Source organism: Amycolatopsis speibonae (genome assembly GCF_042647925.1).
GTDB lineage: Bacteria > Actinomycetota > Actinomycetes > Mycobacteriales > Pseudonocardiaceae > Amycolatopsis > Amycolatopsis speibonae.
In genome coordinates, this window is sequence record NZ_JBHRWK010000050.1 from 27,061 (window position 1) to 53,406 (window position 26,346).

Below are 26,346 nucleotides of genomic sequence, written 5' to 3' on the forward strand. Positions count from 1 at the left end.
CTTCCGATTGTCTACATGGCACTGACTACCGTCAATGTTGTGTAGAAAGTTGGTCAGGCACAGTCACCCGGTTGAGCTTCGCCGCCGCCCAGGTCACGAAGCCCCAGAGCAGCAGCGCCGACGCGGCGTCGGTGAAGATCGTGACGAACCAGAACGCCGGGATCTGCGGCACCCCGGTCAGGAAGTGCCCGAGGCTCGCCAGCCCCGACAGCGAGAAGACCATCAGGAACGCGAGCGCCCGCCAGTGGCGTCCGCGCAGGTAGTCGCGGTAGCCGAGCAGGCCGATCGCGGTCAGGACGAAGTACACGACGGCGACCAGAGTGGCGGCGACACCGACCGGGATCCCCTCGATCTGCGGGTAGTCCGCCGCCCTGATCACGTTGTGCGCGTAATGCAGCGTGGTGGACAACAACGTGAAGGCCAGGATCAGCCGCAGCGCGGTGAGTCCCCGGTCCTGAAGAGCTTCCATGTTCGCCCCCTTGCGATTTGATAGATCGCTCTAGCGAGAGCGTAGCGCATGGTGGGCGGGGGCTGAAGGGGACTTTCACGGCATGTGACGAGGGGAAGGCGTCCCCTTGAAGTGCGCGAGTGCCGGAACTGTGGCCGGGTCGGTGTTGCCTACCCCGCTGGGCCCGGATCGTGTCTCGGTGTCTTCGTGGGGCTCGTGCCGGATGCCGATGTGGGTGAGCGGGGACGCTCAACGTCCCGATTCCTCCACCGTCGGTCCAGAACCTCGTGAGTGGCTAGAACGGTTATTGAGGGGTAAGACAAACCTGGCGTGTTTGTGGACGGTGTCGGTGACTGTGCGCGATGCCGGGTCGTTGGCGTCGACTGTGTGGATTTGGTGCGTTGGATGACCAAAAGTCCACACAGTCCCGTCGTGCCCGGACCGGTCACGACGGTCGGACAGGGAGGGTGTGTGGAAATAGGGACGTTGAGCGTCCCTATTTCCACACACCCCTCACCCTGAGTGACACCTCGCGCCCTCGCCGGACACGTCGACCCGACACCTTTGCCTTACTCCTCGAATAGAACCGTCCCAGCCACTCACGAGAGCCCCCGCCCTTTCGGCTCTCGGAAATGTCGGTGGGGGCGCGTAGAGAAGGAGGGGTGCCCGAAGCGCCCGTGCCCCTGATCGGGGTCGAGAACCTGAAGATGCCCGAATGGGCCGCGGTCGACGAGACCGTGGCCGAGGCGGGGATGGTCAAGGCCATCCGTGCGCTCCCGTCCGCCATCGTCATCGTGCTGCGGCTGGCCTGGCGGACGTCGCCGCGGCTGACCCTGCTCGCCGGCGTCGTCCACGTCCTTTCCGGCTGTGTCACCGCGTTCGGCCTGCTGGCCACGGCGAACGTGTTCATCGCGCTGCTGGAGAGCGGGCCGACGCCCGACAGGGTGCTGGAATCGCTACCCGCGCTGCTGATCGTCGTCGGCACGTACGCCCTGCGCGCGCTGCTCGATACGGCGGTGGCCGCGGTCGAAGGCGCGCTCCGGCCGCGGATCGTCACTTCGGCGGGCGACGAGGTCACCGCCGCGATGGTCCGGGTCCGGCTGCTGGCCTTCGAGGACGCCGATTTCCGGGAACTGGCCAGGCAGGGCGCGCGCTACGGGGTCCGCTCGATAGAGATGAGCCTGCGCTGGCTCGCGGATCTGATGTCGGCGCTGATCTCGCTGCTCGCCGCGCTGGTCGCGGCGGGTCTGCTCAACCCCTGGCTCGCGCCGGTGCTGCTGCTCGCCGCGCTGGCCGACGGCTGGGCGGCGGCCAAGGTCGCGCGGTTGAACTACCGGCACTACCTCGACACCGTCGGCCGCAACATCCGGAAGGGGATCGTCGAGGAGGTGACCACGTGGCGCACCTTCGCCCTCGAAAGACACGCGCTCACCCTTCAGGAGCCGTTGCTCCAGGAGTACCGGCGGATCACCGAAAGCCTGATGCACGAGGAGGTCCGGCTCGCGCATCGCAGCAACCTGGTCCGGCTGACCGGCCGCGCGGCGGCCGGGGTGGGCACCGCGATCGCGTATCTGGTCCTCGGTTTCCTGCTCTACAGCGGGCAGATGGAACTCGCCCTCGCCGGGACGGCCGCGCTCGCCATGCGGACGGCGTCGAATTCCCTGTCCATCACGATGCACGCGGTGAACTCCCTGTACGAGGAGTCGTTCTACATCGCCTTCTTCCACCGGCTGCTCGTGGAATCCGCCAAGCGCGGCCCGATGGAGGACGGGGTCGCCGCCCCGCCCGATCCGGCGGAGATCCGGCTGGAGAACGTCGGTTTCACCTATCCCGGCCAGGAAGCCCCGGCGCTGCGCGAGGTTTCGCTGACCATCCGGCGCGGCGAGGTGGTCGCCCTCGTCGGCGAGAACGGTTCCGGCAAGACCACGCTGGGCAAACTGCTGACCGGGCTGTATCCGCCTTCGGAAGGAAAGGTGTACTGGGACGACGTCGATCTCGCGGGCGCCGATCACGAGTCGGTCCACGCGAACATCGCCGTGATCGCCCAGGATCCCGCCGAATGGCCGATGACCGCGGAACACAACGTGACCGTCGGCAGGCTCGGCCGGGAAGACCCGGAGCGCGCCGCCTGGCTCGACGCGATCACCTCCTCCGGCGCCGACGAGGTGATCGAATCCCTGCCCGTCAAGGAGAAAACGGTGCTGTCCAAGAAGTTCAACGACGGGCAGGACCTCTCGGGCGGGCAGTGGCAGCGGATGGGCATCGCCCGCGGGATCTACCGCGACGCCGCCGTGCTGGTCGCCGACGAGCCGACGGCCGCGCTCGACGCGAAGGCCGAGGCCCGGGTCTTCGCGGGGCTGCGGCACGCGAGCGTTTCCGGGGCGGGCAGGCGCACGACGATCCTGGTGACCCACCGGCTGGCCAACATCCGCTCCGCCGACCGGATCCTGGTGCTGGAGAAAGGGCGGCTGATCGAGCAGGGCACGCACGCCGAACTCATCGAGGAAGGAGGGCTCTACCACGAACTCTACGAAATCCAGGCTCGCGCGTATCGCGGTGAGTAGTCACACTGTGCTGATGCCGGAGACGATCGCCGCGGTGAACGGCGTCGAGTTGTGCCACGAGACGTTCGGTCCGCCGGACGGCAGGCCGCTGCTGATGATCATGGGCCTGGCCTCGCAGATGATCTGGTGGGACGACGAACTCTGCGAGAACCTCGCGGCCGAGGGGTTCTTCGTCATCCGCTACGACAACCGCGACGCCGGCCGGTCCAGCCGGATGACCGGGCGGGTGAACCTGCCGCTGGCGTACACCCTGCGCACGGCGCCGTACTCCCTGGCGGACATGGCGGGCGACGCCGCCGGACTGCTGACCGAGCTCGGCGTCGCGAGCGCGCACGTCGTGGGCGCGTCGATGGGCGGGATGGTCGCGCAGACGCTGGCGATCGAGTATCCGTCGCGGGTGCGGTCGCTGACGTCGATCATGTCGACCACCGGGAACCGGTTCGTCGGGCGGCCGAGCGCCAAGGCACTGTCGATGCTGCTTTCGGCTCCTCCTCGCAATCGTGAGGAGTACGTCGATTCCCTGGTGCGCACGTTCCGCGTCATCGGCTCGCCGGGGTACCCGTTCGACGAGGCCCGGATGCGCGAGCGCGCGGAACGGTCCTTCGAGCGCGGCGTCAATCCCGGCGGGGCCGCCCGGCAGCTGGCGGCGATCATGTCGGGCCGGGATCGCTTCCGCGCGTTGCGGAAGCTCCAGGTGCCCGCCCTCGTCGTGCACGGTTCGAAGGATCCGCTCGTGCACGTTTCCGGCGGCCGGGCGACGGCCCGCGCACTGCGGGAGTCCGAATTGGACGTCGTTCCCGGGATGGGGCACGACCTCCCGCGCGCGATCTGGCCGAGGCTGACCCGCGGTCTGGTCCGGACGGCCGACCGCGCCTGGATCACCCGGCGAGCGTGATCGAGCCCAGATGCGAGAAGTGCGCCGCCACCCGTGAACCAGGGCGCACGTCGACGGCGTCGGTCATCCCGCCGGTGAGCACGATCCAGCCCGGCTCCAGCGCGAGTCCGCGGGCGCCCAAGGCGTTGGCCGCCAGCGCCAGCGCTTCCGCCGGATGCCCCTGCACCGCCGCCCCGGTGGCCGTGTCGACGATGGCGCCGTCGACCTCCAGCAGCGCCGCCTCAAGCGAGAGATCCACTGTGGACGGATCGATACCGATCGGGCCCAGGGTGAAGTACGCGGAGAAACCGTTGTCCGCCACGGCGTCCGGCAGCTCGCACCGGTAGTCGCGATATCGGCTGTCGACGATCTCGATGCCGCCGTGGACCCGGTCCACCGCCGCCATCGCGGTCGCCGCTGTCACGCCGGGACCCGCGAGTCGTTTCCCCAGCACGAAAACCAGTTCGGGCTCCGCGCGCGGGTGAATCGACGGCGGCACCGGGACACCGGCGGGCAGGACCATCGCGTCGGTCAGCCACGCGAGCAACGGTGAGTCGATCCCCATGCTCCGCCGCATCGCCCGCGAGGTCAGGCCCAGCTTGACGCCGATCAGCGTCTCGCCGCGCTCCTGCCGGATCCGGAGCGCTTCGTCCTGGATCGCGTAGGCGGTTTCGACGTCCAAAGCGGGCCACGTATCGGTCAGCGGCTCGCGTTCTTCCCCGGACAGCAGCGCTTCCGCCGCCTCCCGCACATCGAGGCTCACGGTCGCTCCTCCCCGGAGAACTTCGCGGTGACACTGCCGAGCCCCGCCATGGTCGCGACGACGGTGTCGCCCGGGCTCACCGGGATCGCGCGCGTCATCGAACCCGGCAGCACGACATGCCCCGGTTCGAGCGCGACCCCGAGCGGCCCGACCGTGTTCGCGAGCCACACCAGCGCGTTCACCGGCGAACCGAGCACGGCGCCGCCGGCGCCGGTGGCCGCGATCTCGCCGTTCTGGTGCAGGACACAGCCGACCAGCCGCAGATCGATGTCGCCGATCGCGGTCGGTTTGCTGCCGAGGACGACCCCGCCCGAGGACGCGTTGTCCGCGATGGTGTCGACGATGCTGATCTTCCAGTCCTGGATGCGGGAGTCGACGATCTCCAGCGCCGGGACGACGAAGTCCACCGCCCGCAGCGCGTCCGCCACCGTGACCCCGGGGCCGCGCAGCCGCGAGCCGAGCACGAACGCGATCTCCGGTTCGATCTTCGGCTGCAGGAAATCGCCGATCGGGATCGGCTGGTGTTCGAGGTGGAACATCGAACCGGTCAGATGGCCGTAGTCCGGCTGGTCGACGCCCATCTGCCGCTGCATGGCGGCGGACGCGAGGCCGACCTTGTGCCCGCGCACGTCGTCGCCGCGTTCGGCCCAATGGCGGACGAGCCGCTGCTGGATGCGGTACGCGTCCTCCGGCGTCGCGGCGGGATAGGTCTCGATCAGGGGCGCGATCGGCTTACCGGTCTCGTACGCGCTGAGCAGCGCGGCCGCGGCCTCCTGCAGCGTGCTGGCGTCCATGGGCTCCTTCCGACCAGCCGAACTCTGCCCCGTCGCCCAGGCCCGCACAAGACGCCCGTTCCGCTGGCCGGTACGACGAGATTAGGCCGAAAGGGTCTCCCACGGCCCCGATCTTCACCTAGCCTGCTTCCCATGTCCGATTGGACGCTCTCACGGGCGAAGACCAGGATCGACCGCCGCGAGGAGCTCGACGAGCTCACCGCGCGTATCCGGTACGAGGTCCGCGTGCACCTCAACGAGCCCGCGGCGCACAACGCTTACGACGAGCTGACCGACATCTTCGCCATCGGGCACGCGGAGTGTTCGGCGCTGCTCAAGCACCGCCGGGTCCTGCCGTTGTGGGAGCGGCTGCTGCTCGCGCGCTACAGTCACCGCCTCTACGGCAAGGCGATCTCGGCGACCGTCGGTGACCTCCCCGCCGACGCGGGACCGGCCCCCGCGGCGGCGTTCGGCCCGGAGATCTCCTCCCTGACTCCGGATTCCGGCGACACCGGCGCGAAGTACGACATGCAGGGCCGCGGCCTGGTCAACGTCTTCCGGATCGCCGCCGGGCGGCACGGCGAGAGCTGGCCGGACCGCCACGACGTCGCGACGACGTCCGCGCGCAGCGTCCTGACCTGTTCCGCGGTCTTCCTGCGGCGCCGCGCCTGGCACGTCGTCTGGCCGGTGTACCGGGTGCGCGGCCTGCGGCTGTGGAAGCTCTAGGAATTCCCCGGCTCCCGGCGCGGTTGAATCCGGTATGACCGATCGCGCCACCGAGATCCTCGCCGGATCGAAGACGATCGCCGTCGTGGGGCTGAGCCGCGATCCGGCCAAATCCTCGCACGGGGTCGCCGCCGTACTGCGGGAACACGGCTTCCGGATCATCCCCGTCCATCCTTCGGCCGACGTGCTGCTGGGCGAGAAGGTCTACCGCTCGCTCACCGACATCCCGGAGCCCGTCGATCTGGTCGACGTCTTCCGCCCGGCCGAGGACACTCCGCCGATCGCCGAACAGGCCGTCGCGATCGGCGCGAAGGCGCTCTGGCTGCAGCAGGGCATCGTCTCCGCCGAGTCGCGCCGGATCGCCGAAGAAGGCGGTTTGGACTACGTCGAGAACCGCTGCACGGCGGTCGTTCGAGCGATCGGAAACCTCTCGGTCCGTTAGAAACGCACTTCGAGCCGAACCCTCGCCGCGATTTTCCGGCGGGGGGTTCTTTCATATCCGTGAACAGAAAAATGACCCCTGAAGTCATAGCCCGAATCGGAACCTCCGAAAGGACTGGTCCAAACCGGTGATCTTGAGCGGAAGGCTCCGAGCTGGGAAAACTTGTCCGGTCGCCAGTTTGTTAAGAAACCTTCCCAAGGGTCTGCGGAGCTGTTAACGTCCGAATCCGCTTAGCGGAAACAGGTGCCGGTCATCGGTACCCCGGTCCAACGGAGGGCAAAGTGGGCACACCACGCGGCCTGGATTCCAGTGGCACACTCGAGCGCGGACTAGCGGTTCTCGAGCACGTCGGCCAGAACCAGGAGATTTCCACCAACGCGATCGCCAGGCAACTGGGTCTCTCCCGGAGCGCCGCCTACCGCATCGTCGGCACCCTCAAGAACCTCGAATACCTCGAAGCCGATCGCGCCACCGGCCGCGTGCGGCTCGGCACCCGGCTGGTCGAACTCGGCGCCCGCGCGATGGCGGCGACCGACCTCCACCGCTGCGCGCCGCGCTACCTCGCGTCGCTCGCCGAGCGGAGCGGCGAGACGACGTATCTCGCCGTGCCGGACAACGACACGATGGTCTACGTCGCCACCGAACGCAGCGCCAACGCCGTCACCCTGGCCTGCCGCCTCGGCACCCGCCGTCCACAGCACGCGACTTCGCTGGGCAAGGCGTGGCTGGCGGCACTGCCCGAACAGGACCGCGTCGAGCGGATCCGCCGGATGAAACTCGACAGTCTCACCCTGAAGACGATCAACGATCCGGCCCGGCTGCTCGACGACCTGGCCAGGACGAGCCGTCGCGGCTGGGCCGTGGACGACGTCGAAAACGAACCGGACGTGGGCTGCGTGGCCGCCGCCGTCCGCGACCACACCGGACGGCCGATCGCCGCGATCAGCATCGCGGGCCCCGCCGGACGTGTGCTCCGCCGCACCGACGAACTGGGCGCGACGGTGGCCGGGACCGCCGCCGCGCTGTCACTCCGGCTGGGTTACGTCCGCGCGCAAAGGGGCTGAAGTGGGCTGGATCCAGGACTACCAGCCGGCGGGCGGGCTGTGGCTGTCCGCGGCGCTCGCCGCACTCCCGATCATCGTGCTGCTGGTGGCGCTGGGGATCCTGCGCCGGTCCGCGCATCTCTCGGCGGCGCTGGCGCTGATCACCGCGCTGCTGGTCGCGGTCCTGCTGTACCGCATGCCCGCCGGGCTCGCCTTCGACTCGGCGGCCATGGGGCTGGTGTTCGGGGTGTGGTCGGTGGCCTGGATCGCGTTCCACGCCGTGTACTTCCACAACGTCACCGTCGCGACCGGACGCTTCGACAACATCAAGGCGGTCCTCGCCGGGTTCAGCGAGGACCGCCGCCTCCAGGCGCTGCTGATCGCGTTCGGGTTCGGCGCGCTGCTGGAAGGCATCGCGGGCGGTGGCTCACCGATCGCGATCACCGCGGCGATGATGGCGGCGCTCGGTTTCCCGCCGGTGAAGGCGGTCGTGCTGGCGTTGCTGGCGAACACCGCGCCGGTCGCGTTCGGCGGCCTCGGCAACCCGCTGATCGTGCTGGGCAGGCTGACCGCGCCGATCCTCGGACTGAAACAGGAACAGGCCACGGATCTGTTCTCGTCGATGGTCGGGCGCCAGCTCCCGTTGCTGGCCCTGATCGTCCCCGGTTTCCTGGTCGTGGTCCTCGCGGGCTGGAAGCGGATGATCGAGGTCTGGCCCGCGGTGCTGACGGCCGGTCTGTCGTTCGCGGTCATGCAGTTCGTCACCTCGAACTTCATCAGCCCGAGCCTCGTCGACGTCGTCGCCGCGCTCGCCGCGATGGCCTCGCTGTGGATCCTGACGCGGTTCTGGCAGCCGTCGGCGGTTTGGCGTTTCGACGGCGAAGAACCAGCGACGGCCGGAGCGAGCCTCGGCGCGGCGAAAGCCGAGCGTGGCGCTCTGTACGCGTGGGCACCGTACATCGTCCTGATCGCGGCGATCTTCCTTTCCCGGATCGGCACGATCTTCAAGAACCTGCCCGAATGGCTGGACCTGACGAAACTGCTGCACAAGGCCGACTGGGTGTTCGCGTGGCCGGGGCTGCACAAGGAGGTCGTCCAGCACGCGCCGATCACGCCCAAGGACACGCCGTACGCGGCGACGTTGACCGTCGATTTCCTCTACTCGCCGGGAACCGTGGCGCTGCTCGCGGCGATCGTGGCGGGTTTCGCGATGGGCGCGAAACCCCGGCTGCTGCTGGCCACCTACCGGCGCACCCTGCACCAGATGCGCTGGGCGCTGGCGACGATCTTCATGATCCTCGCGATCGCGTTCGTCATGAACTACTCGGGTGCCACGCAGACACTCGGCCTCGCACTGGCGACCACCGGCGTGCTGTTCCCGTTGTTCTCCGCCTACATCGGCTGGCTGGGCGTCTTCCTCACCGGCTCGGACGCGTCGACGAACAGTCTCTTCGGGCCGATGCAGGTGATCTCGGCGCAGCAACTGCACGTCGACCCGATCCTCGCCGGTGCCACGAACACCTCCGGCGGGGTGATGGGCAAGATGATCTCGCCGCAGAACCTGTCCATCGGCGCCACCGCGATCGGACAGTCCGGGAAGGAAGGCGCGCTGCTGCGGCAGACGTTCCTGTGGTCGGTCGTGCTGACCGCCGTGGTCGGGGTGATCTCGCTGCTTCAGGCGACGGTGCTGAGCTTCATGATCCCGAGCCCGTGAGCCGGATCAGGCCCGCCTCGGTCGGCCGGAAACCGCAGGCACCGAAGTAGAACGAACGCAGTTCCGGCACGAAGTCGACGTGCAGCCATTCGCAGCCCGCCGCTCGCGCGTGGGTCACGGCCAGCCGGACGACGGCCGTGCCGATGCCCCGGCCCTGGTAGCTCCCGCGGGTCTTCGTGTCGAGCAGGAAGGCGTGGTCACCGCCGTCCCAGGCGACGTTCACGAAGCCGGCCAGCGTTCCGTGGTCGTCGCGGGCGGTGACCCAGCCGAGGCTGTGCCGCCGGATGCCGTTCCACCACCCGGGCACGGGCTCTCCGCCGTGCGAACGGACGAGATCGGACATCTCGTCGTCGGTGACCGGGTCACGCCAGCGATAGGAGAAGTCGGTCATCCGGCCAGCATCCCCGAAGTGATCATTCCACGCCAATCATGAGAAGATCTCCGAGAATGTCCACAGTGGTCATCCGATCTTTACCGGCGACTGCTCTGGATGGATGAACGCATGGTTCGTTCACCGGAATGAGAACTACCGTTGTCCTCATGCCCATGACGCTGATCAAAGGTACGTTCCAGCTTGTCGGAGCCTCACCGGACGGCGATTCGGTTCGGTTCTATCCCGAAGATCCCCAGGCGACCAAGAAGGCGGGCCTGAAGGTCCGGCTCAATTCGCGGGGCGGGATGCAGTTGCGGCTCGACGCGATCGACGCGCTCGAAACGCATTACCAGGCCAGGGGAACCGGCGGGATGTGGCACCAGCCCGCGGAATTCGCCGATGCCGCGGCGGCGAACCTGCTGAAGGTCCTCGGCTTCAAAACGGTCCAACGCAACGATCGGGGAACAGTCACTTCCTCGACCCCGATCAAGGTACCGGGTCACATACTGACGCGATTCGCCGACAAATACGGACGAGCGGTGGCGTTCGCCTTTCCCGGACAACGGCCGGGAAGGTCGGCGGACCTTTCCCAGGTCCATCTCGACGTCAAAACACTGAAGAACTCCGTGAACTACCGGCAGGTCGCGGACGGACTCGTCTACCCGACGTTCTATTCACTGCTTTACCCCGATCTCCGTGACGCGTTGGCCGAGGCCGCCGTCAAAGCGCGCCAAGACGGGCTCGGGCTGTGGCCGCACGACGTCACGAACTCGGGGTTCAAGCTCTCGTCGCGACGGCAGCTGGCCGACGAGCTGGTTGTCCTGCCGAAACTGTTCCGCAGGCTCGTCGACTACCTCGCGCTCGACGAAACCGGCGGGGTCTCGCTGACCGGCTTCTCCGACTTCCTCGATTCCCGCGACGACCGCCTGTTCACCGTCCCGGACGGGCACGCCACGGAATTCGAAACCCTGGTGAGCGTGAAGCGGCAGACCGTGAGCCTGACTGTCGAACCGGAGCGGATCGTCTTCATCGAGGCCTGATCCGGGCCCGATGTGGGCAAAAAGACCGTACCTCCCTCCCCCTCGGCCGTGCTCATCTGAAAGGTGGGAGAGGGAGCCGATGCAAGGACACGGTTCGCGGCGGTCGGAGGAGGCCGGCGGGCGGATGGAGACAGGATCGAAGATCGTCGACGCCGTCCGCGTCTTGGTCGTGCGCTATTGCCGGGCGCGGATCGGACGTCGTTCGGGTACCTACGACACCGCTGACGCGATCGCGAAGAACAGCTGCCTCGAGATCCTCTCCGGGGCGGCCAGGGCGCCCGCGCTCCTCAAGTTCGCCTACGACGTCACACACGGCCTGGTCGACGACTTCCACCGGACCGCCGCCGAACTGCCGAACCCGCTTTCGGAGCTGCCGGGGCAGCAGCGCGAGATCATGGTGCTGCGGTCGCTCGTCGGGCTTTCCGCCGACGACACCGCGCTGGCGCTCGGCTGCTCCGTGCAGACCGTCCGGCTGGGCCAGCACCGCGCCCTGACCACGCTGCGCCCCGCCCCCGCCTGACGCTCCTGCTTCGAAGTCAGGGGGTGCACTCCTTGGCGCGGCCGAGCAGCAGCGTGCGTTCCCGGTCGTTCCCGGTCATCTCCGCCGCGCGCTCGAACTCGGCGCGGGCCTCGTCGAGGCGGCCGAGCTTCGCCAGGAAGTCGCCGCGCACGCTCGGCAGCAGGTGATACGACTTCAGCGCGGGCTCCGACGTCAGCTTGTCGACGATCTCCAGGCCCGCCTCCGGCCCGACGGCCATCGACAGCGCCACCGCGCGGTTCAGTTCGATCACCGGCGACGGGTTCAGCTTCCCGAGCCCTTCGTAGAGCACGGCGATGCGTCCCCAGTCGGTCTCTTCGCCCGTCCGCGCCCGCGCGTGGCAGGCGGCGATGGCGGCTTGCGCCGCGTAGACGCCGAAAGCGCCGTCGGTGAGCGACTCGGCGAGTTCCAGGGCGGCGAGCCCGCGGCCGATCAGGAGCCGGTTCCATTTCGCCCGGTCCTGCTCCAGCAGCAGGACGGGCTCACCGTTCGGCCCCACGCGCGCGGCGGACCGTGACGCCTGGATCTCCATCAGCGAGACGAGCCCGTGCACCTCGGGTTCCTTCGGCATGAGCCCGGCGAGGATCCGGCCGAGCCGCAGCGCCTCCTCGCACAGCCCCGGGCGCATCCAGTCCTCGCCCGCCGTCGCCGAGTACCCCTCGTTGAAGATCAGGTAGATGACTTCGAGCACCGAAGAGAGGCGCGCGACCCTGTCCGCCCCCTCGGGCACCTCGAACGGCACCTTGGCGTCGCCGAGCGTCTTCTTCGCCCGGACGATCCGCTGCGCGATGGCGGTCTCCTTGGCGAGGAACGCCCGCGCGATCTCGTGCGTCTGCAGCCCGCCGATCATCTTCAGCGTCAGCGCCACCCTGGCCTCGGTCGGCAGCACCGGGTGGCAGGCGGTGAACACCAGCCTCAGGAGGTCGTCCTCGATGTGGTCGTCGAGGCCCGCGGTGAAGTCGGGTTCCTCCTCGGTCTCCTGCTCACGGCCGATCTCGCCGAGCTTCTTCTCGTACCGCTCGTTGCGCCGGAAGGTGTCGACCGCCCGGCGTTTGGCCGTGGTCATGAGCCAGGCGCCCGGATTCCTCGGGACGCCCGACTCAGGCCACTGTTCGAGCGCGGCGACCAGCGCGTCCTGCGCCAGTTCCTCCGCGAGCCCGACGTCGCGCGTCATCCGCGCGAGGCCGGCGATGAGGCGGGCCGATTCGATCCGCCACACCGCGTCGATCGCCGAACGGGGGTCTGCTGTAGCCGTCACGCCGACCAATCAACATCGTCGGCGCGACGATGGCAACTACTGGTTCGCCTCGGCCTGCTCCCGCAGCTTCTTCTCGTGCTCGACGATCTCCGGGGTGGCGTTGTCGAAGTCCTCCAGCTCGGCGATCTGGCGGATCTCGATCTCACCCTCGCGGAACGGCGCGCGCTTCATCCATTCGACGACCTCGGCCCTGTCCTTGACCTGCAGGATCCAGAAACCGGCGATGAGTTCCTTGCTCTCGGCGAAGGGCCCGTCGACGACCCTGGCCTCGGTGGTGCCGGAGTACTGGATGCGGAAACCCTGGGCGCTGGGGAGCAGCCCTTCACCCGCGAGCATGACGCCGGCCTTCACCAGTTCCTCGTTGAACTTCCCCATCTCCTGCAAGTCCTCGGCGCTCGGCTGCGCACCGGCCACGTCGGTCTTCTCGTCGCTCTTCACGATCACCATGAACCGCATCTCAAGTCTCCGTTCCCGGCGGGGCTCGTCCCCTGCCACATCTACGCGTCGAACGGGCTTCCCCGGTTTCGACACGGTCCCAGAACTTTTTTCCGCGAGTATTCGAGCAGCCGGAAAACCCCAGGTCAAGCACCCATGAGAGAGTGTTCCCCCGTGGCCGCTCTCCCCGAAACCCTCCGCTCCGCCCTCGACGAGGAGCTGGGCAAGTACCCGCAGCACAGGCTGACGCAGTCCGTCGAGCGGCTCAGCACGCGCTACCGCGAGAACGCCCCCGCGAGCGCGCCCATCCTCACCTCCGAAGCCGACATCGCGGCGTACGCGGGCTATCGGATGCCGGCCACCTACGCGGCCGTGCACGCCGTTCTCGCCGAAGCCGCTCTCCGCGCCCCCGGGTTCGCTCCGCGCACGCAGATCGACATCGGCGGCGGGACCGGTGCCGCGATCTGGGCGGCGGCCGAGGTGTGGCCGTCGCTGGAGGAGAGCACCGTCGTCGAGCAGGTCCCGGGCGCGATCGCGCTGGGACGGCGGCTCGCGGGCAACGCGGGCGGCACGGCCGTCCGCGGCTCGACCTGGCAGCGCGGTCTGATCGACCCGTCGTCGCCCGCCCCGGACGCCGACCTGGTGACCCTCTCCTACGTCCTCGGGGAGCTGCCCGAAGCCCGCCGGGCCGAAGTCGTCCGGTGGCTGTCGGCGAAGACCTCGATGCTGGTGCTGATCGAACCCGGCACCCCCGGCGGCTACGACCGGATCGTCGAAGCGCGGGATCAGCTCGTCGGACTCGGCCTCTCCCTGGTCGCGCCCTGCCCGCACGAGGGCGACTGCCCGATCCCGCGCGGCAAGGACTGGTGCCATTTCTCCGCCCGCCTCCCGCGCACCGGCCTGCATCGCCAGCTCAAGGCGGGGACGCTCGGCTTCGAGGACGAGAAGTTCTCCTACGTCGTCGCCTCACGCACGACGCCGGATCGGGCCGAGGGCCGGATCCTGCGGCATCCGGCCAAGCGAAAGGGCATGGTCAGCCTGTCCCTGTGCGCCGAAGCCGGGCTCACCGAAACGATCGTCACCAAACGGCACGGCACGGCCTACCGCGCGGCCCGCGACGCCGAATGGGGCGACGCCTGGCCTACTTAGTCCACAGTGGACTGACGAGCACGCCGCGCGAGAGTGCCGATGACGGTGAGCAACGCGCCGAGCGCCGGATTGTCGTTGCCCCGCCGCCACATCAGTTCGAGTTCCACCGGACGGCCCTCGATCCCGTCCACCGGACGGAGTACGACACCCTCGAACCGCAGCGCGGCGACCGCGGCGGGCACCAGCGCGATCCCGAGGTCCGCCTTGACCAGCGCGAGCACGGTATGCGCCTGACCGGCGTACTGCGTGTAGTCCGGCAGCACCCGCGCCGCACGGAACACCGACACGAGCATGTCGTGGAAGTACCGGCACTCCGACGGCGAATACATGATGAACGGCTCGCGGTCGAAGTCGTGGACGGCGGGATTCTTCTTTCGCCGAGCCAAAGGATGTGCTGACGGCAACGCCGCCAGCAGCGGTTCCCGCCACAGCGGCAGGGTCACGATGTCGGCGCCGACGACCGGCGGCCGGACCATGCCGAGGTCGACCCCGCCCGCCAGCAACTCCTCCACCTGCGCCGCCGTCACCATTTCCCGCAGCACCAGATCGACGCCGGGCACTTCGGCGTTCGCCGCGGCGAGTACGCGGTCGAGACACGAATACGCCGCGGTGGCGGTGAATCCGAGCGTGACGGCCCCGACCTCGCCCTTCCTCGCCCGGCGGACGTACAGTGCCGCCTCCTGCGACGAACGCAGTATTTTCCTTGCTTCGGCGAGAAAAACCCGTCCGGCGGGCGTCAGCCGGACGGTGCGGTGCGTCCGGTCGAAAAGCTCGACCCCCAGTTCGCGCTCCAGCAACTGGATCCGCCTGCTCAACGGCGGCTGGGTCATCGAGAGCCGCTCCGCCGCCCGGCCGTAGTGCAGTTCCTCGGCCACCGCGACGAAACTCACCAGCTGCTCCAGGGAAAACACCCGTCAAGTTTAGGTATCGCCCAGTGGCGGACAAGCGCCGAATCGGTATCGTTCAGCGCTTTATTTCCACTGTTCGGTCGATGATTCCGTTCGCCACGGCGAGAATCTAGAGATTGTTGCTCCGCGCGTGTGCGCGCAATACGCCGAACGCGTCTTCCACCGAGATCCGCAGGCGTTCGGCGAGGACCCCCTTCGCCTGCTCGATGATCACCCTGTTGTTCAACGCGGTCTGCAGTGGCACGGTGACGATTTCCTGCCGCCGCACCAGCCGGTGGTGCGGGATGCCGATCGTGGCGATGTCCGCGAGCGCCTGCCCAGCCGCAGTCCGTCGTCGCGTCGGCAAGGCGTACACGGAACGGAATCCCGAGTCCTCCGCTTCCCGACCACCGGCTCGGCGTGCCGGTAGCAGTCCAGGCACGGCCCCTCGGAGTTCTGCGACTGGAACAGAAGTCGTCGACAAGGGTGTCCGCCGGCTGCCGAGTCGGTCATGATTCTTGAATCTCCTTAGCCACACGACCCATCAAGACTCGGTCCGGAACGTGATACGACGCCACACCACGTCATCGGCGACCTCGCTGAGCTTGCGGCCGTAGAGATAGGCGTGGGCACGTAAGCGAGCGAGTGCGTCCGCGAGCCCGATGGCGAGCCGGACCGACACCATGCCCGTGGCCTGATGCACTTGTGCACGGTGTTCGGTGAATTCGAGGTCGATCACCTCGGCCAGCCCGGCCCTGCCGGCATCGACGATCGATTTGACACCTCTGTCTATCGCCTCGGGAGCGAAGGTCGGCCATCGGCTCGCCGCCTCCGGAGCGGTCACGTCGGTCACGACGACGAGCATGCCGTCGTGTGACACGTCGAGCGCGGGTCCTTCACCCAAGGTGGACTGCAGGTCTTCCAATTCGCGACTGCGTTTCGTCGGTGGCGAAGACCGGCTCGGCGGAACCTCCTTTGGTGGTGAGCGTGAGCCCGACGCCCGCGGCTTCGAGGACGTCTCCACAGATGACGCAGGCGTGGCGCACTGTCACCACCGAGTCGGTTTCCGAAGCGAGGAAACGCAGCTTCTCCCAGACTCGGGTGGCGCGATCGGGCCTTTGGGGCCTCATGGTGTGCCTCTCGGCGATGTCCGGTATCGGACGAGCCCGCCGGGGACAGGGGCGAACGGCGGGGCATCTCACCCGCGCTACGGCCAGTGTCGCACGTTTCGCCCCTTCACCGTGCCCTCAATGACTTCTTTGGCACCAAAGCGGTAGTCCGAAGAGCGGAACCATGATCGCCGGAACGGCCCAGGCGGCCGCCAATCGTCCGTTCAGCCGGTTCCGGCCTCCCGGTCCGCGCCTAGGGTGGACCCCGCGACCGGTTGTCCTGGCCCTCGGCGACGTCGCTCGTCAGCGAGCTCTGGAGGGGCCATGTGCGTTCGCATTCTCGAGACCCGGGCCAAGCGGGAGAATCCCCTTCTCCGGCTGCTGGTCCGTCTCAGCTCAAGGCGTCCTGGCGCTGAGCACAGGCGCGCAGCCTGCTGATCGCCCGGTGTTTGGTCACTCGCACGCGCGACGAAGTCGTCCCGAGCGCCGCCGCGGTCTCGTTCGACGTCAGCTCGCCGACCACCCGCATTCCCAGCACTTCCCGGTGTGAGACCGGCAGCATCCGCATCAGCTTGCCGAGCCGGACACCGAGATCGGTCCGCAGGGCCCGCTGCTCCGGCTCGTCCGCGGCCCCCGCCGGGCGCTCGGGGAGTTCACCGGTCAGCACCTGTCTGCTCCGCGCCGCCTTCCGGAAGACGTCGGCGACCTTGTTCGCCGCGATGGCCCGCATGAGGAACAGGAAAGAGCCGCCGCGCAGGCCGTAACCGGGAACCGCGACGAAGACCGCGAGGCAGATCTCCTGCGCGACGTCCGCGGGTTCGAGGTAGGTCAGATCGCGACCGCCGAGGCGGGTTTCGGTGTACTGCCGGGCCCACGGCACGAGGGCGGCCATGAGGTCGTCCATACCGCGCGGCTCTCCGCACGCCGCTGTCTTGGCGAGGTCGTCCCAGACGGCGGGGGAAATCCACGTCTCGCCGTCACCGGGTCTCCGCACCGGAAAATCGTCACCGCCCATGTCCCGCTCCCCACGGATGAGAAAACCCGGCCGCCGGGGTCCAGGACGGAACCCGGACCACGGTAGTCGAGACATCCGGCCATCTCAAACGACGAAGGTCCGCGACAAAGTGTCCATACGGGCAAGAAACCGGACAGATTTTCACCAGTGGTCTGGACATATCGACTTCCGCGAGGTTACTTTCCGTGCCGAGACCCCTCGCCAAGGTCACACCCAGGCCGGGAACGCGCCCCCGGCCGACATCCGCAAGCACCGCCGCGGCGCGTTCGCGTTCCGCGGCGGGATTCCGCCGAGGAGTGAATCGTGCGCATAGGTAAGAAGATCCGGCGTGTTTTGACCGCGTTGGCGGTCACGCTCCCGCTCGTCACCGCGGTTTCGGCGCTTTCGGCGCCCACCGCGGTCGCCGCCGGTCCCGATCCGCTGCCGCTGACCGTCACCAACAATTCGAACCGCTCCGACGCGGTTTACCTCTACGTGCTCGGCACGAACCTCAACACCGGCAAGCTCGGCTACGTCAACTCCGGCGGCGCCTTCACGCCGTGGCCCGCGGGCGCGAACCCGCCGAGCCCCGCGCCGGACGTCGCGATCGCGGGCCCCGGCAACGGCGGCTCGACCACGCTCCGGATCCCGCGGATGCTCTCGGGCCGCGTCTACATGTCGTTCGGGCAGAAGATCAAGTTCTTCCTGACCCCGGACGGGCTGGTGCAGCCTGCACCGTGGGCCGACGGCGACCCGAACCGGGACATCCTGTTCGACTGGAGCGAATTCACCTACGACAACGGCGGGCTGTTCATCAACAGCTCGCAGGTGGACATGTTCAGCGTGCCGCACGTCGTCGGGCTGACCAACGGCGCCGGCGCGAACAAGGAGGCCGGGCGCCTCAAGCCGGGCGGCCGCGCGAGCATCTTCAACGGTGTCAAGGGACAGTCCGGCTTCTCGAACCTGGTGTACAACGACCTGCGGGTCCTCGCCCCGGGCAAGGGGCTCGACACCGGGAAGTTCAGCGGGAACTACCTCGACGGCTACGTCACGAGCGCCTGGAACACCTACAAGTCGACACCGTTGACCGTGGTCCCGTTCGAGGCCGAACCCGGCAAGAAGTTCACCGGCAAGACCGGCGGGGACGACGTCATGCGGTTCACGAACACCTCGGGCGCCGAGGTGGCATCGTTCGGCAAGCCGAGCACCCGCGACGTCTTCAACTGCGACGGGCGGCTGCAGGCGCCGAACGACCAGGTCGTCGGCCCGATCGCGCGGACGCTGTGCGCGGCGCTGCACCGCTCGACCCTCGGCACCCTGCACACGCAGCCGACCTATGACGCGGGCCCGTTCTACAAGCAGTCCGTGACCGACCACTACTCGCGGATCGTGCACGAGCAGATGGTCGACGGGAAGGCGTACGGATTCGCCTTCGACGACGTCGGGCACTTCGAGTCGCTGGTGCACGACGGGGACCCGAAGACCGCGAAGATCACCCTGACGGCTTTCTAGAGACTCGGTGGCCTAGCCGACCCGCCGGAAAGCTTTGCCCGCCTGAACCGCACCTCGGGTAGCCGTGAGTGGCAAGTCGTGTTCTGTCGAGGCTTGAGGGGTGTGGAAATAGGGACGTTGAGCGTCCCTATTTCCACACACCAATCACCCTGAGTGACACCTCGCGCCCTCGCCGGACTCGTCGACCCGACACCTTTGCCGTACCCTCGAATAACCCTCTTCGCCGCTCACGACCACCTCGACTGAGCCGCGTCAAGGGATGCCTTCACGGACCTCTGATCTCAGCGCGCCCCGCTCCCGATCCGCCACGCCGACATCCCGAGCCCGCTCGGCTCGAGGGAGAACGCCGTCGGCTCGGGGGTGTGGGCGCGTTCCAGTTCCTCCGGCGTGTACCGCGCGCAGTTCCGGTGCCATTCCAGGATTCCGGCCATCCAGTCCTTCAGGTGATCCGCGTATCTCGTCACCGCCGCGCGGACCTCGTCGTCGAGCCCGAGGTCGTCGCACATCCGCGGCAGGTCCTCGTCGGCGAGCTGCCGGAACTGGTCGAGGCGCGCGTTCATCAGCCGGGCGGTGATGTCGCGGGCCTCTTCCCGGTCCACGGCGAGGAACCGCTCGACGACATGGACGAGGTTGTGCACCTCGCCCTCGTACTCGATCTCCTTCTGGTACGAGAACAGGTCGTTGGAGAAGGCCGCGTAGTCCTGCGCGGCGGTGTCGAGCTCGAACAGCACGCGGTTCTGGTGCAGCTCCGGCGGCACGACACCGCCGATTTCGAGCAGAGCGAGACTCTTCGTCAGGTCGGACCCGAACGTCCGCCGTCGCATCTCCACGTAGTCGACCGGGTCGGGGACGCGGTTCTGCGCCCGGTTCGCCACCTCCCAGACCCAGCTCGCGGTCATGCTCTCGATCGCCGTCCGGAACTCCGCCCGCGCGTGCGGGGTCAGCGGTCCGGCGGTGCGGTTCCACAGATCCACGAGCCCCCGCTCGATCGGGCTCGACGGCTTCGGCACCGGCTCGCCGTCGAGCGGCATGAACAGAGAAAGCCTGTCGCTGCACAGCTTCGCAGCCAGCGGATCACGCTTCAGCCCGAACATCAGCGGGAAGTAGTCGTCGGCATACGTGCCCCAGGTGAGCCAGTCTGTCGACAGTTTCAGCCGGGCGAGGTCCGCGTCCGCGTCGATCATCGCGGCGCAGTGCGCCAGATCGATGCCGCGGCACCGGCGCTCGTCCCAGATCCCCTCCTCGAACATGCCCATCTCCCGAGCCCAGCCCGGCGCGTACTCGCGGGCGGCGGCGAGGTGGGGGCTGGTGCGGACGGGGTAGGGCAGGCGGAATTCCGGCAGCGGCAGATGTCCCACCTTCGCGAACGGCACGGGCGCCTGCTGACGGATCCGCCGGCCCAGGCCCAGCCGATGCGGCGAACGGCCGCCGTCCGCGCTCTCCTTCATGTACCGGCTCGACCGTCTGTGCCATTCGTGGCCGCCGGACTGCCAGTCCTGCAGGCCTTTGACGTACAGGCCGACCCCGATCTGCTCGGACAGCGAGACGTCGTGTTCGACCAGCAGCGCGGGCACCTCGACGAGCGCGGTGTTCTCGAACTGCTGCAGCCGCGAGGTCAGCAGGTCGTTGGTGAGTTCGGCGGCCTCCTGCGTCGAGCGGTCCAGGAACTTCTCGAAGACGAGGACGGCGTTGGAATTCTCGCCTTCTTCGCACACTTCACGTTGGTAGGAAAAGAGATCGTTACGGAGGTGGACGGCGTCGGCGAAGGTGTCACGCAGGACCTCCATCGGCCTGGTCGCCGCGATCCTGTCCGGCACTTCGGCGCCGACGGCGTACTCGATCAGGTTCGCCGACCACGGCGCCCCGCCGACGCGACGGCGCATCTGGACGTACTCGATGGGGTTCGCGATCCGGCCGCGGTCGATGTTGTCCAGTTCCCAGAGCGATTCGACCATCAGGTTGTGCGTACTGGTGACGAATCGGCGTCGCCAGGCTTCCGACATCGAGGGAATGGTGCGCGCCCAAAGATCCTTGAGCCCGGCTTCCGCCGGATTACCCGGTTCCGGCGACGTTTCCCCCGGCCCCGTCATGAACAGTTCCAGCCGGTCCAAATAGGCCTTCGCGCCCTCGATGTCCCGGGTGTACTTGAATTGCGCGAGGAAATCGTCGTCGAAGAAGAACACCCACACGTACCAGTCCGTGACCAGATCGAGGGACGGGCCGTCACAGTCCGGATGGGTGTGCGCGCAGAGCAGCGCGTAGTCCATTTTCGCCAGCGCCCGCTCGGTCCAGACGACGTCGCCGGACGGGGCGGGCGAATCGAGCATGCCCATCTTCCCTGCCCAGGCCATACTGTGCGCCCGCGCCGCTTCGAGGTGCGGATTCATCCTGGCCGGATGCGGCAAGTAGAACTCGGGCAAGGTGAAAGCCTGCATCTGCGACTGCCTCCCGGGCCGGTGTCGAATACGTCTCGACGTTTCCAGCCGACCGCCGTGCCGGGCAACGGCCACCCGAGCGATTCGGTGCGCTACGGAGTGAATCAGTTCCAGAGGGACGCCGGGTCGATATACGGCGCGAGCAATTCGGTCAATACCGCGTCGCCGTTCCCGTTCAGTTCGTCCTCGGCGATCCGCCGGGCGACACCGACCAGGAAATCGGCGACCTGTACCCGCGGATCCGTCCGCGAATCCACGAACTTCAGCCCGGCCAGCCCCGGACTCGATTCGATCCGGGCGAGCCGTTCGCCCTTGAGCGACGGCTGTTCGTCATGGACGAGGAAGACCTGCTCCCCGCCCGCGCTCCAGTATTCGACGGCGCGGAGGATCGCGGGCACCAGCGGATCGAGGACCTTGGCTTCGCGCACCTCGGCGACCTTCGCCCGCAGTTCCCCGGTGTCGCCGGCCATCGCGAAGAACGACCCCGCCGCCGGATCCCGGCGATTACGGGTCCGCAGCACGTCGTTGAACGCGGCCAGGACTTCGTCGTCCGGCGCGACTTCCGGACCCACCAGCGCGCGGAGTTCGTTCGCCAGCAGCAGTTTCTTGTCCACGAGGTACACACGCGCACGCCCGTGGACCGGGCCGCGCGGGCCGAGGAACCATTCGAGGACCCGCCGGTGCTTCGTGCGGAGCAGATGGTTCGCCTTGTACTCGACCGCCGGCGAGCGGATCCTGCGCCGGAGTTCGACCAGGCAGGCCTCCGCCTCTTCGATGCTCAGCCGGACCCCCGCGTGCGCGAACACGTCGGTCTGCCCGCCGATCAGTTTCTCGCCCTCGGACCCGGACTCGTCGCAAGCGATCTCCAGGGGCACGATGCAGATCGTGCCCGATCACGGCGGCGCAGTCGACCTGGTTACGCGGGTTCGGGCAGGGGCTCACCGGTCTCGAGCAGTGTCTTGAGGCTCGACAGGATCGACGGCCAGCCGCCCTTGACCATCTCCAGCGCGGTGCTGCCCTCGTCGAAACCGTCGTGCACCACGGTCAGCTTCACCGTGTCGCCGACGGATTCGAGGTCGAACGTCACCTTCGACCGCGACTCGGCCTGGAGCTTCGCCGACACGTCGTCGTCGAGTCCCACCGACTTGCCGAACTCCGGGGTGAAGGTGTGCCACGTGTAGGACAGCCGCCGGTACGGGTCGGACTCCAGCACGACCTGCCCGTCGTCCTCCAGCTTCACGCCGAGCTGCTCCCAGGCCATCGTGGACCCGGGCTTCCAGTCCGAAGTGAACTCGCAGCCCCAGTACTGCTTGGTGAAGACCGGATCGGTCAGCGCCTTCCAGAGCCGCTCCGGGGTCGTCCTGATGTAGCTGGTGTAGACGAATTCGTCGGTACCCATGGGTTCCTGCTCCAATGCCTTCTTGAGGTCGGAAAGCGCGTCGACCCGGCCCTGGTGGTACCGGTCGATCCAGCGCTCGGCGATCGCGTTGATCGGCTCCGCGTTCACGTAGTGCAACTTCTCGCGGCCACGCCACACCGTGGTCACCAGGTTGGCCGCCTCCAGCACGGCCAGATGCTTGCTGACCGACTGCCGCGCCATGTCCAGCCCCGCGCACAGCTCGCGCAGGGTCTGCCCGTTGCGGGCGTTCAGGTCGTCGAGCAACCTGCGGCGGCTGGTGTCGGCCAGCGCCTTGAACACCTCGTCCATGTCGCTCTCCCTGATATGCAGCCTCACGGCTGCCTCAACAGGTTAGGCAGCCAACCGGCTGCATGTCAAGCGCCACAAAATGTGACAAAGGATCACATTTGCGCCACCCTGCGAAGGCGGCCATAATCGAACGCGTGTTCTACGCCATTCCCAGCCCACGTTCTGCCGTGGCAGACGCACCATGGGGCCACGAAAGACCTACGCTGACCCCCATGACTGATCGGTGGGATGACATGGAGCGGGCGGCGCTGGTCGCGCTGCTGCGCACCCGGCCTGCCGGACTCAGCTGGCGAGAACTCACGCGCGAAGTCGAGAGTCGACAGAGCGCTCTTCGGCTTTGGGAGGAACACCACCCTCCTGGCCTGTTCGACGAGGCAGCTCAGACTTCCGCGTTGATCGAGGCGCAGCACGACGTCGTGTCGTGGCGAGAACTCGGCTTCCTCACCTTCATGGACGATCTCTACCCATCACAGCTACGCGAGATCCACGACTTTCCGCCAGTTCTGTTCCACCTGGGCGAACTCCCGGCTGAGGAGATCGGGCTGGCCGTGGTCGGCTCACGACAGGCATCGGACCTGGGGTTGCATATCGCCAGGTCCGTTGCCGCCGGATTGGCGGACAGAAAAATCACGGTGATTTCGGGCCTCGCCAAAGGCATCGACGTGGCTGCGCATACAGCGGCCCTGGACTCGGGCGGCCGGACCGTCGCGGTGATCGGCACGGGGGTCACCCGGCATTACCCCACGGAAAACCGGGAGCTGCAGGATCGCATCGCGGCCGAGGGCCTCGTGATCTCACAGTTCTGGCCTGATTCCCCGCCGACGAAGCAGTCTTTCCCTATGCGGAACGCAGTGATGTCGGGCTATGGCCGCGCGACGATCGTCATCGAAGCCGGCGAACACAGCGGGGCCCGCATTCAGGCACGCCAAGCCGTCGCCCACGGCCGCCCGGTCATTCTCACCGACCTCGTCGTCCGCAACAACAAGTGGCCGTCTGAGCTGATCGATCGCCCTGGCGTCTACGTCGCGAGCAGCACGGCCGAGGTCATCGAGACCGCAGAACACGTCGCATCCGGCCCCGCCCAGATCGATGCGCTGCTCAACGCCGCCGCCGACGGATGACTCCGCCCACGAGAGCGGCAGAACTGGCACGACTGCTACGGAGAGAAGTCGGTGGCTTCTTCTGCAATACCCGCAGAGGAACGCCAGGCTTGTGTCTCGTGTGCACAGGCCCCACGACCAAGACGCTTTGCCCGCAATGCCGCACGGCGAGCAATTCTTTCGGCGTAAGCCTCGCCGATCTCGTCGTTCCGCTCGCTACGCCAAGAGCAAAATGAGCCCGCCTCATCAATCGGAACACCACGTGTATCGATACAAACAGCACCCGCCGGCACCCAAATGTGAACGAGACCTCCGCCTCATGACGCGCGTGGGTGGCCTCTTGCACGGACCTTCCATCGCAAGCACTGTCGGGGCTTGGGGGCCATCACTTTCATACCATCCGCCAACTGCCCAGGACCGGAACATCCGAGCGCCGGACTCGCTCGCCAGATAGCCGACCTGAACCCTGCCGCCCGGCGGATCCGACTGAAGATCGGTCCGGCTTTCGCGTCGGAACCCTTTCGTTCTCCTCGAATCGGTCGGTTCGTCGTCGCCCAGGAGTTCCAGCCGGCGATCCACGGTCGTCATGTGCTGGTCGTAGATGACACATGGGTCTCCGGCGACAAAGCTCAGTCCGCCGCGCTGGCGCTGAAAGCGTCCGGCGCCACAAAGGTGACCATCCTCTGCGTGGCTCGCTTGTTGAAGTACGACTGGGACGACCACCGGCTGCTGATCGAGGATCTCAACGATCCCTACGACGCCTTGCGCTGCCCTGTCACCGGCGACAGCTGCCCCGGCACCGACTGAAGTGCCACCACCCCCCGCACTTCCCCGGCGGCCCCAGACCAGTGCAGCGCGCAACGCCATCGCGGCGATCACCGACTTCCACGGGTACTTCGACGGAAGGCGGGAAGTTCCTGGGCCTGATTCGGAAGTCCTTGCTGGTCGGCACGATGGGTGTCGTGAGAGGCAGCAGTAAAAAGCAGCGTGTGGCCAAGGCACAGCTGAAGGAACTGCGCACGCAGACCGGGCGGCAGAAGGCCGCACTCAATGATGGGCCCCGAGGCTGTCCGGACAGTGATTCAGGGGTGAATCTATGCTGCCTGCATCCCGTTCAAGTACTCGACATGAATCTCGCGCGAGGTTTTGTATCCAAGACCCGAGTGGAGACGTAGCGTATTGTAGCGGAATTCGATGCAGTCTGCAATGTCTTGGCGTGCGTGCATCAGGGTTGGATACTCTGTTCGATGAACCCGCTCATTTTTCAAGGCCGCGAAGAATGATTCAGCCATGGCGTTATCGTAGCAGATCCCGGTCCGGCCGACTGATTGCCTGATCTTGAGCAACCGGAGGGTTTCAGCGCCATGGTGATCGCGGTAGAAATGAGAGGCGTCTTGTAGTTGTCGTCCATGGCCCAGCCGACAACGGCTCTGGTTTGACAATCAATGACAGTCGCAAAATAGAGCCACCCCTCCCAGGTTGGGATGTACGTGATATCCCCGGCCATCTTGACTCCTGGCGCGTCTGCGGTGAAGTCCCGGTCGACGAGGTCTGGGATGAGGCCGCTGGGGCCGGCCTCAGCGAGGCTGAAACGTCACGGTTTCGGCTGGCAGGCCACCAGATTCAGCTCGCGCATCACCGACCGCACCAGCTCCGGGCCCGCTCGGACATCCCACCGCCCGAGTTGGGCGTGAACCCGTCGATAACCATAGGCCTCATCTGAATCATCGAACGCCTTCCGAACGAGAACCTTCAGCTGTTCACACCGCTCGGCCGTGGCCGACTCCGGTCGGGATCTCCACTCGTAAGATCCGGACTTGGACACATCGAGATGGCCGCACATGAATGTGACAGGGCAGGCGTACTTCTTCTCGTCGATCCTGTGCGGCTCGATGAACTCGCACTTATCGGTCACTGTTGATTCTGAGCAAAGTACGCCGCAAATTTTTTAGGAACTCGTTCTCCATCTTGAGTTCCCCGGGTTTGCCGTTTCAGCTCTTCAAGGTCCAGGGCCGGTTCGTCATCCGCATGATCCTGACGATACTTAGCGACCCAGTTCCCCAGGGATTGTTCACCAATGCCGAGCTCCCGGGCAACCTGAGCCGTCGGTCGAGACGTCTCGATCACCATCTCCCGATACTCAGGAGAGAACCTTCTACGCTTCGACGACACCTGTATCCTCGCTTCCGGACAGTGGATCTTAGTTGATCCACTGTCCGGAAGCTTCGGGGCGGCTCAAGCGCGTGTGAATACCGAAGTCGTGTGCACGAGTGGGCAGGGCGTTCGTTCTCCTGGATCAATGCCCTGTCTTCGGTGCAGCCGAGTTCATACCCGGTGCCACCGTTGGCGGTACGTGGACCCTAGATGATTGATTCCGTGAAGATCACGTGAAGGAGGCCGGTGTGATGGCCGGGAGGAGGGTGTCCAAGATCAAACCGTGACGAAAGAACTGAACACCCTC

At 67.2% G+C, this 26,346-nt stretch carries 29 protein-coding genes; 12 read left to right on the plus strand and 17 right to left on the minus strand.

Translation table 11 applies throughout. The features are described from left to right. Window positions 1-31 precede the first annotated feature (31 nt). On the minus strand, window positions 32-469 hold the full coding sequence (locus ACFOSH_RS29055) for a hypothetical protein (RefSeq protein ID WP_378242264.1): 438 nt from the start codon (window positions 467-469) through the stop codon (window positions 32-34). A 641-nt stretch (window positions 470-1,110) separates the two neighbouring features. Here ACFOSH_RS29055 and ACFOSH_RS29060 point away from each other — a divergent pair. Continuing rightward, a complete protein-coding gene (locus ACFOSH_RS29060) occupies window positions 1,111-3,012 on the plus strand; it encodes an ABC transporter ATP-binding protein (RefSeq protein ID WP_378242265.1) in 1,902 nt (633 codons plus the stop codon). Between the two features lie 13 nt (window positions 3,013-3,025). After that, window positions 3,026-3,907: an alpha/beta fold hydrolase gene (locus ACFOSH_RS29065; RefSeq protein ID WP_378242266.1), complete on the plus strand. Its 882-nt coding sequence runs from the start codon at window positions 3,026-3,028 to the stop codon at window positions 3,905-3,907. Here ACFOSH_RS29065 and ACFOSH_RS29070 read toward each other — a convergent pair. Together ACFOSH_RS29070 and ACFOSH_RS29075 are read right to left on the minus strand one after the other, a co-directional pair. Next, window positions 3,891-4,649 carry a 2-keto-4-pentenoate hydratase gene (locus tag ACFOSH_RS29070; protein WP_378242267.1) on the minus strand — a complete coding sequence of 253 codons (759 nt, stop codon included), beginning with the start codon at window positions 4,647-4,649 and terminating at the stop codon, window positions 3,891-3,893. The two genes, ACFOSH_RS29065 and ACFOSH_RS29070, sit on opposite strands and share 17 nt — an antisense overlap. Then, window positions 4,646-5,443 carry a 2-keto-4-pentenoate hydratase gene (locus ACFOSH_RS29075; RefSeq protein WP_378242268.1) on the minus strand — a complete coding sequence of 266 codons (798 nt, stop codon included), beginning with the start codon at window positions 5,441-5,443 and terminating at the stop codon, window positions 4,646-4,648. Before ACFOSH_RS29075 ends, ACFOSH_RS29070 begins: the two co-directional genes overlap by 4 nt. A gap of 132 nt (window positions 5,444-5,575) precedes the next feature. Between ACFOSH_RS29075 and ACFOSH_RS29080 the strand changes: the two genes are divergently transcribed. From ACFOSH_RS29080 to ACFOSH_RS29095, 4 genes are all read left to right on the plus strand, one after another. Then, on the plus strand, window positions 5,576-6,148 hold the full coding sequence (locus tag ACFOSH_RS29080; protein WP_378242269.1) for a hypothetical protein: 573 nt from the start codon (window positions 5,576-5,578) through the stop codon (window positions 6,146-6,148). Window positions 6,149-6,182: 34 nt separating this feature from the next. Continuing rightward, window positions 6,183-6,590 carry a CoA-binding protein gene (locus ACFOSH_RS29085; RefSeq protein WP_378242270.1) on the plus strand — a complete coding sequence of 136 codons (408 nt, stop codon included), beginning with the start codon at window positions 6,183-6,185 and terminating at the stop codon, window positions 6,588-6,590. A 281-nt stretch (window positions 6,591-6,871) separates the two neighbouring features. After that, window positions 6,872-7,654 carry an IclR family transcriptional regulator gene (locus ACFOSH_RS29090; RefSeq protein ID WP_005165190.1) on the plus strand — a complete coding sequence of 261 codons (783 nt, stop codon included), beginning with the start codon at window positions 6,872-6,874 and terminating at the stop codon, window positions 7,652-7,654. Window position 7,655: 1 nt separating this feature from the next. Beyond that, window positions 7,656-9,347 carry an L-lactate permease gene (locus tag ACFOSH_RS29095; protein WP_378242271.1) on the plus strand — a complete coding sequence of 564 codons (1,692 nt, stop codon included), beginning with the start codon at window positions 7,656-7,658 and terminating at the stop codon, window positions 9,345-9,347. On the opposite strand, the gene ACFOSH_RS29100 is transcribed toward ACFOSH_RS29095, so the two are convergent. Then, entirely contained in the window at window positions 9,328-9,738 is a 411-nt protein-coding gene (locus ACFOSH_RS29100; protein ID WP_378242272.1) for a GNAT family N-acetyltransferase, read from the minus strand. The two genes, ACFOSH_RS29095 and ACFOSH_RS29100, sit on opposite strands and share 20 nt — an antisense overlap. 149 nt (window positions 9,739-9,887) lie before the next feature. On the opposite strand from ACFOSH_RS29100, the gene ACFOSH_RS29105 reads away from it, so the two are divergent. Together ACFOSH_RS29105 and ACFOSH_RS29110 are read left to right on the plus strand one after the other, a co-directional pair. Beyond that, the gene (locus tag ACFOSH_RS29105) at window positions 9,888-10,760 is read left to right on the plus strand and encodes a nuclease (RefSeq protein ID WP_378242273.1); all 873 of its coding nucleotides are present in this window, start codon (window positions 9,888-9,890) and stop codon (window positions 10,758-10,760) included. Window positions 10,761-10,884: 124 nt separating this feature from the next. Next, window positions 10,885-11,280 (plus strand): sigma factor-like helix-turn-helix DNA-binding protein, encoded by a 396-nt coding sequence (locus tag ACFOSH_RS29110; RefSeq protein ID WP_378242274.1) that lies wholly within the window; start codon window positions 10,885-10,887, stop codon window positions 11,278-11,280. Between the two features lie 16 nt (window positions 11,281-11,296). On the opposite strand, the gene ACFOSH_RS29115 is transcribed toward ACFOSH_RS29110, so the two are convergent. Further along, on the minus strand, window positions 11,297-12,565 hold the full coding sequence (locus tag ACFOSH_RS29115; RefSeq protein WP_378242275.1) for an RNA polymerase sigma factor: 1,269 nt from the start codon (window positions 12,563-12,565) through the stop codon (window positions 11,297-11,299). A 27-nt stretch (window positions 12,566-12,592) separates the two neighbouring features. Further along, on the minus strand, window positions 12,593-13,012 hold the full coding sequence (locus tag ACFOSH_RS29120) for a YciI family protein (RefSeq protein WP_378242276.1): 420 nt from the start codon (window positions 13,010-13,012) through the stop codon (window positions 12,593-12,595). Window positions 13,013-13,165: 153 nt separating this feature from the next. On the opposite strand from ACFOSH_RS29120, the gene ACFOSH_RS29125 reads away from it, so the two are divergent. Continuing rightward, complete coding sequence (locus tag ACFOSH_RS29125) at window positions 13,166-14,140, plus strand: small ribosomal subunit Rsm22 family protein (RefSeq protein WP_378242277.1); 975 nt, start codon at window positions 13,166-13,168, stop codon at window positions 14,138-14,140. On the opposite strand, the gene ACFOSH_RS29130 is transcribed toward ACFOSH_RS29125, so the two are convergent. The 4 genes from ACFOSH_RS29130 to ACFOSH_RS29145 form a co-directional block, all read right to left on the minus strand. Further along, the gene (locus tag ACFOSH_RS29130) at window positions 14,137-15,051 is read right to left on the minus strand and encodes a LysR family transcriptional regulator (protein ID WP_378242278.1); all 915 of its coding nucleotides are present in this window, start codon (window positions 15,049-15,051) and stop codon (window positions 14,137-14,139) included. The genes ACFOSH_RS29125 and ACFOSH_RS29130 overlap by 4 nt on opposite strands. Before the next feature lie 106 nt (window positions 15,052-15,157). Next, on the minus strand, window positions 15,158-15,394 hold the full coding sequence (locus tag ACFOSH_RS29135) for an ANTAR domain-containing protein (protein ID WP_378242279.1): 237 nt from the start codon (window positions 15,392-15,394) through the stop codon (window positions 15,158-15,160). Between the two features lie 177 nt (window positions 15,395-15,571). Then, entirely contained in the window at window positions 15,572-15,880 is a 309-nt protein-coding gene (locus ACFOSH_RS29140; protein ID WP_378242280.1) for an ANTAR domain-containing protein, read from the minus strand. 647 nt (window positions 15,881-16,527) lie between these two features. Continuing rightward, entirely contained in the window at window positions 16,528-17,151 is a 624-nt protein-coding gene (locus ACFOSH_RS29145) for a sigma-70 family RNA polymerase sigma factor (RefSeq protein ID WP_378242281.1), read from the minus strand. A gap of 303 nt (window positions 17,152-17,454) precedes the next feature. Here ACFOSH_RS29145 and ACFOSH_RS29150 point away from each other — a divergent pair, with 303 nt between their 5' ends. Next, complete coding sequence (locus ACFOSH_RS29150; RefSeq protein ID WP_378242282.1) at window positions 17,455-18,642, plus strand: beta-1,3-glucanase family protein; 1,188 nt, start codon at window positions 17,455-17,457, stop codon at window positions 18,640-18,642. A 281-nt stretch (window positions 18,643-18,923) separates the two neighbouring features. Here ACFOSH_RS29150 and ACFOSH_RS29155 read toward each other — a convergent pair whose 3' ends face one another. The 3 genes from ACFOSH_RS29155 to ACFOSH_RS29165 all read right to left on the minus strand — a co-directional run bounded on the left by ACFOSH_RS29155 (window position 18,924) and on the right by ACFOSH_RS29165 (window position 22,785). Then, window positions 18,924-21,077, minus strand: coding sequence for a terpene synthase family protein (locus ACFOSH_RS29155; protein WP_378242283.1), 2,154 nt, complete (start codon window positions 21,075-21,077; stop codon window positions 18,924-18,926). 104 nt (window positions 21,078-21,181) lie between these two features. Then, window positions 21,182-21,952, minus strand: coding sequence for a DUF3800 domain-containing protein (locus tag ACFOSH_RS29160; RefSeq protein ID WP_378242284.1), 771 nt, complete (start codon window positions 21,950-21,952; stop codon window positions 21,182-21,184). A gap of 41 nt (window positions 21,953-21,993) precedes the next feature. Continuing rightward, the gene (locus ACFOSH_RS29165; RefSeq protein WP_378242285.1) at window positions 21,994-22,785 is read right to left on the minus strand and encodes an ArsR/SmtB family transcription factor; all 792 of its coding nucleotides are present in this window, start codon (window positions 22,783-22,785) and stop codon (window positions 21,994-21,996) included. Between the two features lie 212 nt (window positions 22,786-22,997). On the opposite strand from ACFOSH_RS29165, the gene ACFOSH_RS29170 reads away from it, so the two are divergent. Both ACFOSH_RS29170 and ACFOSH_RS29175 read left to right on the plus strand, forming a co-directional pair. Continuing rightward, window positions 22,998-23,906 (plus strand): DNA-processing protein DprA, encoded by a 909-nt coding sequence (locus ACFOSH_RS29170; protein WP_378242286.1) that lies wholly within the window; start codon window positions 22,998-23,000, stop codon window positions 23,904-23,906. 354 nt (window positions 23,907-24,260) lie between these two features. Further along, on the plus strand, window positions 24,261-24,692 hold the full coding sequence (locus ACFOSH_RS29175; RefSeq protein ID WP_378242287.1) for a hypothetical protein: 432 nt from the start codon (window positions 24,261-24,263) through the stop codon (window positions 24,690-24,692). 287 nt (window positions 24,693-24,979) lie between these two features. Here the strand turns inward: ACFOSH_RS29175 and ACFOSH_RS29180 are convergent, their stop codons facing one another. From ACFOSH_RS29180 to ACFOSH_RS29195, 4 genes are all read right to left on the minus strand, one after another. Further along, window positions 24,980-25,231: an integrase core domain-containing protein gene (locus tag ACFOSH_RS29180; RefSeq protein ID WP_378242289.1), complete on the minus strand. Its 252-nt coding sequence runs from the start codon at window positions 25,229-25,231 to the stop codon at window positions 24,980-24,982. Next, window positions 25,150-25,443: a DDE-type integrase/transposase/recombinase gene (locus ACFOSH_RS29185; protein ID WP_378242290.1), complete on the minus strand. Its 294-nt coding sequence runs from the start codon at window positions 25,441-25,443 to the stop codon at window positions 25,150-25,152. The genes ACFOSH_RS29180 and ACFOSH_RS29185 overlap by 82 nt, the downstream gene beginning before the upstream one ends. Before the next feature lie 36 nt (window positions 25,444-25,479). Beyond that, window positions 25,480-25,728: an IS3 family transposase gene (locus ACFOSH_RS29190; protein WP_378242291.1), complete on the minus strand. Its 249-nt coding sequence runs from the start codon at window positions 25,726-25,728 to the stop codon at window positions 25,480-25,482. 68 nt (window positions 25,729-25,796) lie between these two features. Next, window positions 25,797-26,057 carry a transposase gene (locus ACFOSH_RS29195; RefSeq protein WP_378242288.1) on the minus strand — a complete coding sequence of 87 codons (261 nt, stop codon included), beginning with the start codon at window positions 26,055-26,057 and terminating at the stop codon, window positions 25,797-25,799. Window positions 26,058-26,346: the final 289 nt, after the last annotated feature.

Coding starts and splice junctions, on each gene's coding strand:
- ACFOSH_RS29055 (WP_378242264.1), bottom strand. CDS start 469: ATGGAAGCTCTTCAGGACCGGGGACTCACCGCGCTGCGGCTGATCCTG.
- ACFOSH_RS29065 (WP_378242266.1), top strand. CDS start 3,026: ATGCCGGAGACGATCGCCGCGGTGAACGGCGTCGAGTTGTGCCACGAG.
- ACFOSH_RS29075 (WP_378242268.1), bottom strand. CDS start 5,443: ATGGACGCCAGCACGCTGCAGGAGGCCGCGGCCGCGCTGCTCAGCGCG.
- ACFOSH_RS29080 (WP_378242269.1), top strand. CDS start 5,576: ATGTCCGATTGGACGCTCTCACGGGCGAAGACCAGGATCGACCGCCGC.
- ACFOSH_RS29085 (WP_378242270.1), top strand. CDS start 6,183: ATGACCGATCGCGCCACCGAGATCCTCGCCGGATCGAAGACGATCGCC.
- ACFOSH_RS29100 (WP_378242272.1), bottom strand. CDS start 9,738: ATGACCGACTTCTCCTATCGCTGGCGTGACCCGGTCACCGACGACGAG.
- ACFOSH_RS29105 (WP_378242273.1), top strand. CDS start 9,888: ATGCCCATGACGCTGATCAAAGGTACGTTCCAGCTTGTCGGAGCCTCA.
- ACFOSH_RS29110 (WP_378242274.1), top strand. CDS start 10,885: ATGGAGACAGGATCGAAGATCGTCGACGCCGTCCGCGTCTTGGTCGTG.
- ACFOSH_RS29120 (WP_378242276.1), bottom strand. CDS start 13,012: ATGCGGTTCATGGTGATCGTGAAGAGCGACGAGAAGACCGACGTGGCC.
- ACFOSH_RS29145 (WP_378242281.1), bottom strand. CDS start 17,151: ATGGGCGGTGACGATTTTCCGGTGCGGAGACCCGGTGACGGCGAGACG.
- ACFOSH_RS29155 (WP_378242283.1), bottom strand. CDS start 21,077: ATGCAGGCTTTCACCTTGCCCGAGTTCTACTTGCCGCATCCGGCCAGG.
- ACFOSH_RS29165 (WP_378242285.1), bottom strand. CDS start 22,785: ATGGACGAGGTGTTCAAGGCGCTGGCCGACACCAGCCGCCGCAGGTTG.
- ACFOSH_RS29170 (WP_378242286.1), top strand. CDS start 22,998: ATGACTGATCGGTGGGATGACATGGAGCGGGCGGCGCTGGTCGCGCTG.
- ACFOSH_RS29190 (WP_378242291.1), bottom strand. CDS start 25,728: ATGTGCGGCCATCTCGATGTGTCCAAGTCCGGATCTTACGAGTGGAGA.